10 protein-coding genes are annotated in these 10,315 nt (G+C 31.1%); 6 read left to right on the forward strand and 4 right to left on the reverse strand.

The annotated features are described in order from the left end of the window. Positions 1–314 precede the first annotated feature (314 nt). The 3 genes from ACH2BC_RS01440 to ACH2BC_RS01450 are packed head-to-tail and all read left to right on the forward strand — an operon-like array spanning position 315 to position 3,626. A complete protein-coding gene (locus ACH2BC_RS01440) occupies positions 315–1,016 on the forward strand; it encodes a tetratricopeptide repeat protein (RefSeq protein ID WP_395052175.1) in 702 nt (233 codons plus the stop codon). Between the two features lie 15 nt (positions 1,017–1,031). Further along, positions 1,032–2,843, forward strand: a complete 1,812-nt coding sequence (locus tag ACH2BC_RS01445; protein WP_395052176.1) for a BatD family protein — start codon at positions 1,032–1,034, stop codon at positions 2,841–2,843. Between the two features lie 42 nt (positions 2,844–2,885). Then, positions 2,886–3,626 carry a tetratricopeptide repeat protein gene (locus ACH2BC_RS01450; RefSeq protein WP_395052178.1) on the forward strand — a complete coding sequence of 247 codons (741 nt, stop codon included), beginning with the start codon at positions 2,886–2,888 and terminating at the stop codon, positions 3,624–3,626. Positions 3,627–3,862: 236 nt separating this feature from the next. Here the strand turns inward: ACH2BC_RS01450 and ACH2BC_RS01455 are convergent, their stop codons facing one another. Then, positions 3,863–4,381 (reverse strand): CvpA family protein, encoded by a 519-nt coding sequence (locus ACH2BC_RS01455; protein ID WP_395052179.1) that lies wholly within the window; start codon positions 4,379–4,381, stop codon positions 3,863–3,865. Positions 4,382–4,525: 144 nt separating this feature from the next. Here ACH2BC_RS01455 and ACH2BC_RS01460 point away from each other — a divergent pair, with 144 nt between their 5' ends. From ACH2BC_RS01460 to ACH2BC_RS01470, 3 genes are all read left to right on the forward strand, one after another. Beyond that, positions 4,526–4,882, forward strand: a complete 357-nt coding sequence (locus ACH2BC_RS01460; protein ID WP_395052180.1) for a hypothetical protein — start codon at positions 4,526–4,528, stop codon at positions 4,880–4,882. 80 nt (positions 4,883–4,962) lie between these two features. Next, positions 4,963–5,982: a phenylalanine--tRNA ligase subunit alpha gene (pheS, locus tag ACH2BC_RS01465; protein ID WP_395052181.1), complete on the forward strand. Its 1,020-nt coding sequence runs from the start codon at positions 4,963–4,965 to the stop codon at positions 5,980–5,982. A gap of 307 nt (positions 5,983–6,289) precedes the next feature. After that, positions 6,290–6,697: a hypothetical protein gene (locus tag ACH2BC_RS01470; RefSeq protein WP_395052182.1), complete on the forward strand. Its 408-nt coding sequence runs from the start codon at positions 6,290–6,292 to the stop codon at positions 6,695–6,697. Positions 6,698–6,938: 241 nt separating this feature from the next. On the opposite strand, the gene ACH2BC_RS01475 is transcribed toward ACH2BC_RS01470, so the two are convergent. From ACH2BC_RS01475 to sufC, 3 genes are all read right to left on the reverse strand, one after another. Beyond that, entirely contained in the window at positions 6,939–7,934 is a 996-nt protein-coding gene (locus tag ACH2BC_RS01475) for an NAD(P)H-dependent glycerol-3-phosphate dehydrogenase (protein ID WP_395052183.1), read from the reverse strand. A gap of 238 nt (positions 7,935–8,172) precedes the next feature. After that, positions 8,173–9,489 (reverse strand): Fe-S cluster assembly protein SufD, encoded by a 1,317-nt coding sequence (sufD, locus tag ACH2BC_RS01480; protein ID WP_395052184.1) that lies wholly within the window; start codon positions 9,487–9,489, stop codon positions 8,173–8,175. A gap of 76 nt (positions 9,490–9,565) precedes the next feature. Further along, the gene (gene sufC, locus ACH2BC_RS01485) at positions 9,566–10,315 is read right to left on the reverse strand and encodes a Fe-S cluster assembly ATPase SufC (RefSeq protein WP_395052185.1); all 750 of its coding nucleotides are present in this window, start codon (positions 10,313–10,315) and stop codon (positions 9,566–9,568) included.

Genomic DNA, 10,315 nt, shown 5'->3' on the forward strand with positions numbered 1-10,315 from the left:
TTAAAAATTAGTGAAATAATTATAACAATATAATTCGTGTAATTTGTGGTAAAAAATTAATAAAAATCGAAGATTTTAAAAATTAGTGAAATAACTACAACAAGATAATTTGTGGTAATTTGTGTAATTTGTGGTAAAAAATTAATAAAAATCGAAGATTTTAAAAATTAGTGAAATAATTACAACAATATAATTCGTGGAAATTCGTGTAATTCGTGTCTAAAAAAAATCGAAGATTTTAAAAATTAGTGAAATAATCAGATTAAAATAATTCGTGAGATTCGTGTCTAAAAAATTGTGTCATTCATACAAAAATGAAAAAAATTCTATACATAGCATTGCTACTAACTTTTGCAACAAACGCGCAAGAGAAAGATAAAAATTTGCCCAAAGGAAACCAAGCTTTTGTAGCAAAAAACTACGCCGATGCAGAAGTTGAATACAGAAAATCGCAAGCTAAGTTTACTAAAAAAGCTAAATCATCCTACAATTTAGGAACAACAATTTACAAGCAAAAGCAATCTGGCGAAGCAAAATATCAATTTGAAAAAGCAATAAAAGTAGCCAAAACAAAACCAGAAAAACACAAAGCATTCCACAATTTAGGAAACACTTTAATGAATGATAAAAACTATTCTGGAGCAGTTGAAGCTTACAAAAATGCATTAAGAAATAATCCAACCGATGAAGAAACGCGTTACAATTATGCATTGGCTAAGAAAATGCTAAAAGACAATCCACCACCAAAAAACGACGATAAAAAAGATAAAAATAAAGATAAGAAAGAAGATAAAAAGGACGAACAAAAGCAAGACAAAAAAGACGAACCAAAAAAGGAAGATCCAAAAAACAACAAACAAAATCAAGGCGAAAACCCACAGCCAAAACCCAATGATGTTTCTAAACAAAAAATAGAAAACTTGTTGAATGCAGTAAATAACGAAGAAAAGAAAGTGCAAGAAAAAGTAAAAGGTCAAAAAGTAAAAGCACCAGAAAAAAATGAAAAAGATTGGTAAAATCTTAAAATGACAATGAAGAAAATTCTTTTTTTATTTATTATATTATGCTCATTATCAGTAGTTGCGCAAGTAAAGTTTAGTGCGGTTACCGAAAAAAATTCGTATGCTTTAAACGAAAACATTCAAATTTCGTTTGAAATGAATGTAGATGCAGACAATTTTATATTGCCAAAAATTGATGGTTTTAAAGTGGATGGTCCATTTTTAATGATGCAAAATTACAACATCAATGGACGACGCGGATTTCTTAAAACCTATAAATATTTTTTAACACCAAAAAAGCAAGGCGATTTTGTAATTAAAGAAGCGCAAATAGAATATGGCGGAAAAGTATTTAAAACAGCACAAGTAAAAATTAAAATTACAAAGGCAATACCTGTTCCAAAAAACCAAAATCAGTACAATCCAAATCCTTACGATCCATTTGACGATCCTTTTTTTAATCAAGACCAGCAACCAAGACAAGCACGAAATAATTTTGGCGAAGGCGTATTTTTAATAGCCGAAGTTTCTAATAAAAATCCATATGTAAACGAACCAATTCGTGTAGTTTATAAAATATATTTTGATCCGAGAGCACAAATTGGAAATATTTCAAATGTAAAAAAACCAAAATATAACGGCTTTTGGAGTCAATTTTTCGATTTTAATCGTCCAGCAGTAGAAGCGATTTACAATGGAAAAACCTATGGAATGTCAATTCTTGGAAGCTCGGTTTTATATCCATTAGAATCTGGAAAAAAACCAATTGAAGCATTTTCATTTGAAGCAGAAGTTGAATATCCAACCAGTCAACGCGATATGATTGGAAATCCTATTTATGCAAATGCCATAAGAAAATTATCATCTGGCACACAATATATAAATGTAAAACCGTTACCAACAGTTGGAAAACCAGATGATTTTTCTGGCGCAGTTGGAAGTTTTGATTTTAATGTAACACCATCCAAAACAACGTTAAAAAGTGGCGAATCATTAAAATTAAATGTCTCGGTTTCTGGAAATGGAAATCTAAAATTATTTAGTTTACCCAAGCCAAAAGTTCCTTCGGCATTAGAAATGTACGATCCAGAACACAATGAAAATATTGACACACAACTTTCAGGAATGACTGGTTCTATAAGCGATGATTACACAATTGTACCACAATACAAAGGAAAATATCCAATAAAACCATTACAATTTTCGTATTTCGATTTGAATTCTAAAACCTATAAAACCATAACTTCACCTCAAATTATGGTTGATGTTTTAGATGGACCAGATTTTGCAACAGCACCTAAAATTAATGTCGCAAACGGAAAAGATGCTTCAATTGTTAACAAGCCATTTGCAACTATCAAACTAAAAACCAATTTTTTAGAAATTAAAAAAGATACTTTTTTAGGTTCTGGATTGTTTTATAGTTTATTGTTTTTACCATTTTTACTAATTCCAGTAATTGTATTTATCAGAAAGAAAAAAGAAGCCAATGATGCAGATGTTGTTGGAAACAGAATTAAAAACTCTAGTAAATTAGTTAAGAAATATTTATCCGAAGCCAAGAAACAACAAGGAAATAAAGAGCCATTTTATATTGCACTTGAAAAAGCAATGCACAATTTCTTGAAAGCCAAACTCAATATTGAAACATTTGATATGAGTAAAGAAAAAATTACTGAAATTTTACTTTCGCGAAATGCCAATTCAGAAACGGTAAACGAATTTATAAATCTAACCAAAAATTGCGAAATTGCACGTTTTGCACCAGCAACTAGCGTTACAATTCAGCAAGATTTTGATAACGCAGTCGAAATTATTTCTAGTTTAGAAAAACAAATTTAGTTAAAAAGCTTAATGAAACTTAATGCCTTAATGGTTTAAAAAATGAAAAAATTAATTTTTTTACTTTTCATAGTTCACTTCTCATTTGCACAAAACGCATTTGACAAAGGAAATCAGTTGTATAAAAGTGGGAATTTTCAAGAAGCCATTATAAATTACGAAAGTGTATTAGCACAAGGACAACAATCATCAGAATTGTATTTTAATTTAGGAAACAGCTATTATAAATTGAGTAAAGTTGCACCATCAATTTACAATTATGAAAAAGCATTGCTATTAAATCCTGATGATGAGGAAATAAAAACCAATTTAGAATTTGCAAAAAAAATTAAAATTGATGATATAAAAGAAGTTCCAAAAGTAGGGTTTAGCAAACTCATACAAAACATAACTTCAAGCTATAATTATGATACTTGGGCTTGGATTTCCGTAGTTTTTGCCTTTGTTTTTTTAGCTTTTTTTATTGGATATTATTTCTCAAAATTGGCAGTTACAAAACGTGCTTTTTTTACAGGAATGTTTTTTATTTTAGTACTAATTATAATTTCTTCAAGCGCAGCAGTTTCAGAAAAATCGAGAATTGAAAACGACAAACCAGCTATAATTTTCTCAGAAATAGCGTTGTTAAAATCAGAAGCTAGGCTTTCTAGCAAAACCAAAGCAACGCTTCACGAAGGTACAAAAGTGTACGTTTTAGAAACATCTGCAAACTGGAAAAAAGTAGAATTAACAGATGAGACTACTGGTTGGATTGAAAGTGAAGCTATTCGTGAGTTATGGTAGTTTTAACATTTTTTACACTTTTAGGGTAAGTTGGATTTATTAATTATAAAAAATTACATTCTACGTTCAGTTTGTCATTCCGTAGGAATCTAAAATAATACTATTTTAACATTTTTTACACTTTTAGTGTAAGTTGGGTTTATTAATTTCGAAGATTTACATTCTACACTCAGTTTGTCACTCCGTAGAAATCTCACAGAATACTATTTTAACATTTTTTACACTTTTAGTGTAAATTAATTTTTACCAATAGTTTTACTTTTCAAATCCCTAAACCAATCAGTCAAAACTGGCAACATAACCTCAGATGTTTTTAATATCGGATTAAAAAGTAACGATTTATTTTGAGTTTCTTTACTAATAATTACATCATTAATATTTACTTTTTGAAACAAACCAAGTACAATTCCAAGTAATAAAACCGTTTTTAAAACAGCAAAAACAGCACCGCCAAGTTTATCAAGCCAACCTAAAAAAACAAAACTTGCAATTTTAGAAAATACTTTAGCCAACAAATGAATGGCAACTACAACCACAATTAAAGTTATTACAAAAGCTGCAACTTTAGCAGTTTTGGATGAAGAACTTATGCTATCGCCAAGCAAATTTCCAACAACGTATGAAAATTTTACTGCAATATAAATTCCAATAAAAAAAGAAACTAGCGAAGCTAATTCTACAAAAAGTCCGTTTCGTAGACCACGAATCAAGGCAAAAACAAGTAATGCAGCAAAAATAATATCTATAAATCCCATAAAAAAGTAAGTAAATTGGTAAAACAAAGATAGAAGAATATTCCAAAGTCAAAAATCTACTAACTATCTTTGCAAACTGATTTTAGATTTTGGAATAAATTCTAAAAAAATCCTAAATCTCAAATAATAAAATCCTGAATTAAAATGTCTAGAGACGAACAATTAAAAAACCGTTGGAACAAAGTCGTAACACTACTTTCTAATCAATTTGCCGATGGTGATGTATTAGATTTAGATGCAATTATATATTTAATAGGAGTTCAAGAATTAGGACAATTTAAGCAAGCTTTCAAGAAAGACGAAAAAGTAAACCTTATGCATATTGGTATTTGTAGATTATTACAACCTTATGGATATTACGAATTTGACTTTGTAGACAAAGATGGTTGGCCACATTACACAATAAAAGAAGAATTACCACCATTAAAAGCTGGCGAACAATCTATATTAATGAAAGACGCAATAGTAACTTATTTTCTCGAAAAAGAACTTATAGATTAATACTATTTTCATGTACGGACAAGTCGCGACTTGTCCCTATCACTTAAAAAAACTAAATTTGCACCTTCAAAGAACTACCAATGACAGACAAAATAAAAGAATACATAGAAGAAGCCAAAGCATTCAACACCAAAAATAAAGAAGCGCTAGAAGTTTTTCGTATAAAATTTTTAGGAAGCAAAGGAATTCTAAAAGACTTTTTTACCGAATTTAAAAACGTACCAAACGATCAGAAAAAAGACTTTGGGCAAGTAATAAATTTGCTAAAAACCGTTGCCGAAGAAAAGGTAAAAGCCATACAAGAAGAACTAGAAAGTAAAGAAGAAATAAAAGGCATTTATGGCGATTTATCTCGTCCAGGCGAACCATTAGTTATAGGTTCACGTCATCCAATATCCATAGTAAAAAACCAAATAATTGATATTTTTTCAACCATAGGATTCAACGTTTCCGAAGGTCCAGAAATAGAAGACGATTGGCACAATTTCACAGCATTAAACTTGCCAGAATATCATCCTGCAAGAGATATGCAAGACACATTTTTCATACAAACCAATCCAGATGTACTGTTGCGTACACATACCTCATCAGTGCAAGTGCGTTATATGGAAAACAATAAACCGCCAATTCGCACCATTTCGCCAGGAAGAGTTTTTCGTAACGAAGCCATTTCATCGCGTTCACATTGCATTTTTCACCAAGTAGAAGGATTGTATATAGACAAAGACGTTTCGTTTGCCGATTTAAAACAAACTCTTCTTTATTTCACCAAAGAAATGTTTGGAAAATCTAAAATTCGTTTGCGTCCAAGCTACTTTCCGTTTACAGAACCAAGCGCAGAAATAGATATTTATTGGGGTTTAAAAACAGAAACCGATTATAGAATTACAAAAGGAACAGGTTGGCTAGAAATTGGAGGTTGCGGAATGGTAGATCCAAACGTGCTTAAAAACTGCAACATAAACCCAGATGAATTCTCAGGATTCGCCTTCGGAATGGGAGTTGAACGCATCGCAATGCTACTTTATCAAATTGGCGATATCAGAATGTTCTATGAAAACGATGTTCGATTTTTAGAGCAATTTAAAGCACATATTTAAATATCTTTTCTAACAGGTTTCCAAAACCTGTTAAGTATATAAAAATATTTAAAGTCATTAGAACTTGTGCTGATGCATATCAGTAGCAAATGGCTTGGGCATTTTAGCAATCCATTTTCCTGCTTTACTTTCCAAGTCGCGATAAAAAATCGCGAGCTTTCCATTTCAATCAGGGCTAAATAATAATTGAATTGCATAAAATTAAATTACAAGAAACTTTGCGACTTAGCGTCTTAGTGGCAAAAAACTTAAATTTAAAAGATACTGAAACACTGAAATAAATTCAGCGTAAACAAGTTCAGCATATATGAAAACAGACATAACAATACCAGAAGTAGAAAACGTATTCCTAGCAGCAATTCACGAATGGAGTGACGATTTCATGGAAAAAATCTGGAATGTATATCTAGTAAACGATTCCGATTTTAAAATAGAATCCGTAATGGTAGTTTCACAAGCATTTGGAACCTTAGATGGCGAAATGAAAAAAACATCATTACTGCGTCACGCATTTATAGAAATCCCACCAGTTTCATCAGTAAAAGTTGAAATGATAGAAAAAAGTGTCGTGCAACTTAACAATGAGTTTATGGTAACTTACTTTATAGAAAACACTTTGTACGACAAGAAATTCATCTTTAAAAAACACTTTGACACCATTTTAGAAATTGAAGAAGTTCCTGTTTTGTTTGTTGATGGGTTTGTTGTGAGATAGATTATTTTTAATGTTTTCTAGATTAACTTTAAAATTTTAGCAAAGAAAGTTCTGATTATTATTGGGTGAGATTCTTCCTGCGTCAGAATGACAAACTGGGTAGAAAATTATGTTACTAGCAGGTTTTTGAAATTTATTAGTTTTTTAATGCATAAAATTGTCATTCTGACGAAGGAAGAATCTCAAGTTATATTGACTTTTATGTTATTATTTCAACTATTTTGAAATGACAAATTAAAAATCAATCCAGTTTATCAGTTAGTTTTTTAAATACTTTTTTAGCTTCTTTTCCTTCATACAAAATTTCATAAACCGCATCGATAATTGGAGTTTTTGCACCATAATTTTGGTTTAATTCCCAAGCACTTTTTGTGGCATAATAACCTTCGGCAACCATACTCATTTCCATCATGGCGCTTTTTACGGTGTATCCTTTTCCAATCATATTGCCAAACATTCTGTTTCTTGAAAAAACAGAATATCCTGTAACTAATAAATCGCCTAAGTAGGCAGAGTTATTAATGTTACGTTTCATTTTGTGTACTTTTCTAATGAATTTCTTCATTTCACGGATTCCGTTACTCATTAAAACCGATTGAAAATTATCGCCATAACCCAATCCATGTGCCATTCCTGCTGCAATTGCATAAATATTTTTTAACATTGCTGCATATTCTGTACCTATAATATCGTCAGAGATTTTGGCTTTTATATAATTTCCTGATAAACATTTGGCAACAATTCTAGCTTTCGCAGCATCGCCACAAGCAATTGTTAAATAGGAAAGTCTTTCTAAAGCAACTTCTTCGGCATGACATGGACCAGTTATTACACCAATGTCTTCAAATGGTATGTTATATATTTTATTAAAATGTTCGCCAACAATTAAACTAGTTTCAGGTACAATTCCTTTTATGGCAGAAAATATTACTTTTCCTTCTAAACTTTGAGTTAACTTTTTTAATTCACTACCAAGAAATGCTGACGGAATTGCAAAGATTATATAATCGGCATAAGCAACTGCTTCGTTGATGTTGCTTGTAAGTTTTAGTTTTTTAATATCAAACTCTACTGAGCTTAAGTAATTTGGATTGTGATGGTGTGTTTGTAAATGTTCTATTGCAGATTCGTTTCGCATGTACCAAGAAATTTCTGGTAGATTTACGCATAACATTTTGGCTATTGCTGTTGCCCAACTTCCGCCACCAATTACTGCAAATTTTGGATATTCTGTCATTACTATATCGTTTGATTGCTCAAAAATAACGATTTTTATTGGTTAGCCAATACTAAAAATTTGTTACTGAACTTTGTAGATGGTTTAGCCCAGACAGAAATGGAAAGCTTTACTACTATTGTGACTAATTTTTCTTGACAATAAACTGCGACTAAAGGAAGCACGTTTATTGTTTTAGAAAAATAGTTGCAATAGTAGTAAACTTGAAATGTATGGCTGGATTGGCTTCTAAAAAATATTATAAATCGAATCCTAAATTAACGCCTAATTTTGTAGCAATAATTTTGGTAATTCGTTGTTTAAGTTCTGGAATTTTAATGCTTTCAATAACTTCATTTGAAAAGGCATACATCAATAATGCTTTGGCTTCCTTCTTTGGAATTCCGCGTTGTTGCATATAAAACATTGCGGTTTCGTCTAGTTGACCAATGGTGCAACCGTGTGAACATTTTACATCGTCGGCAAAAATTTCTAATTGTGGCTTGGCATTTATTGTGGCTTTGTCGCTTAACAAAATGTTGTTGTTTTGCTGAAAAGCATCGGTTTTTTGAGCTTCTTTTTCTACAAAAATCTTTCCGTTAAAAACGCCTGTTGCACTGTCTGAAAGTATGGTTTTATAGTTTTGATGGCTTTCGCAATTGGGTGTTGCGTGTTGCACCAAAGTGTAATGATCTACGTGTTGCTTGTCGCCAATTATGGTAATTCCTTTCAATGTAGAATCGATGTGTTCGCCTTGATGATAGAAATTTAAATTGTTTCTAGTGATGTTTCCGCCAAATGTAAACGTATGAACTGAAACAAAACTATCGTCTTTTTGAGCAATATACGTATTGTCTATCAAGTTGGCAGTTAATAAATCATTCTGAATTTTGTAATAATCTACAATGGCTCTTTTTTGTGCAAAAATCTCTGTTACAGAATTGGTTAGCACTGGATTTTCGTTCAACGATTGATGTCTTTCAATAATTTGAACATGTGCATTTTCGCCAACAATTACTAGATTTCTTGGTTGAACCATTAACGCATCTTCAACTCCTGTTGAGAAATAAATAATTTCGATTGGTTTTTCTACAACTTTGCTTTTTGGAATGTTTATGTACGCACCTTCATTTGCAAATGCTGTGTTTAATGTGGTTAAACTTTCGTCTTTACTTGCAATTTTATTGAAATATTCGTCAATTGCTACTTTATATTTTGGCTTTGAAAGTGCTGATGATAGTAAACAAACGTCTAATCCATCGTGTGTTGTTGATGATAAAAACGAAGAGAATTTTCCGTCTACAAAAATTACTTTGTAAGTGTCAATTTCGTGTAGAAAATATTTTTTTACAGCAGCAAATTCTACCGCATTTTCGTGTTTTGGAAAAACAGAATAATCATTTTTTAATATAGCATTTAATGATGTGTATTTCCAAGCTTCTTCTTTCTTGGTTGGGAAACCTTTATTTTCGAAGTTTTTTAGGGCTAAAGTTCGCACATCATGAAGTTCTGAATGAACGTCAATTTGCTCTTCAAACGCCATAAAAGACGATACTAATTTTTCTTTTAAATCCATTATAATTTGTTGTTTATGGTTTATGGTTTGTTGTTTATAGTTACTGAAAACTATAAATTATAAACAATAAACAATTTTAAACTAATTCAGTTTTTATCCAATCGTAACCTTTTTCTTCTAACTCGTATGCCAATTCTTTTCCGCCAGATTTTACGATTTTTCCATCCATAAGTACGTGAACAAAATCTGGAATTATATAATCTAACAATCTTTGGTAATGCGTAATTACAAGTACTGCATTGTTTTCGTTTTTTAATTTATTAACACCATTGGCTACAATTCTAAGTGCGTCGATGTCTAAACCAGAATCGGTTTCGTCTAGAATTGCAATTTTTGGTTCTAGCATTGCCATTTGGAAAATTTCATTACGCTTTTTTTCTCCACCAGAAAATCCTTCATTTAATGATCTTGATAAAAATTTTCTATCAATTTCTAATAATTCAGATTTTTCACGGATTAATTTCAGCATTTCGTTGGCTGGCATATCTTCTTTTCCGTTTGCTTTTCTTGTTTCGTTAATGGCAGTTTTGATAAAATTAGTTACCGAAACTCCAGGAATTTCAACAGGATATTGAAACGACAAGAAAACGCCTTTATGTGCACGTTCTTCTGGCGCTAATTCTGAAATGTCTTCGCCTTCTAAAAGAATTTGACCATCAGTTACGTTGTAATTTTCGTTTCCTGCAACAATTGACGCTAAGGTACTTTTTCCTGCACCATTTGGACCCATAATTGCGTGAACTTCTCCAGCATTTATTTCAAGATTGATGCCTTTTAATATTTCTTTGTCTTCTATTGAAGCGTGTAAATTTTTTATTGATAACAT

This window comes from Flavobacterium sp. (genome assembly GCF_043760115.1).
In the GTDB taxonomy this organism is placed as follows: domain Bacteria; phylum Bacteroidota; class Bacteroidia; order Flavobacteriales; family Flavobacteriaceae; genus Flavobacterium.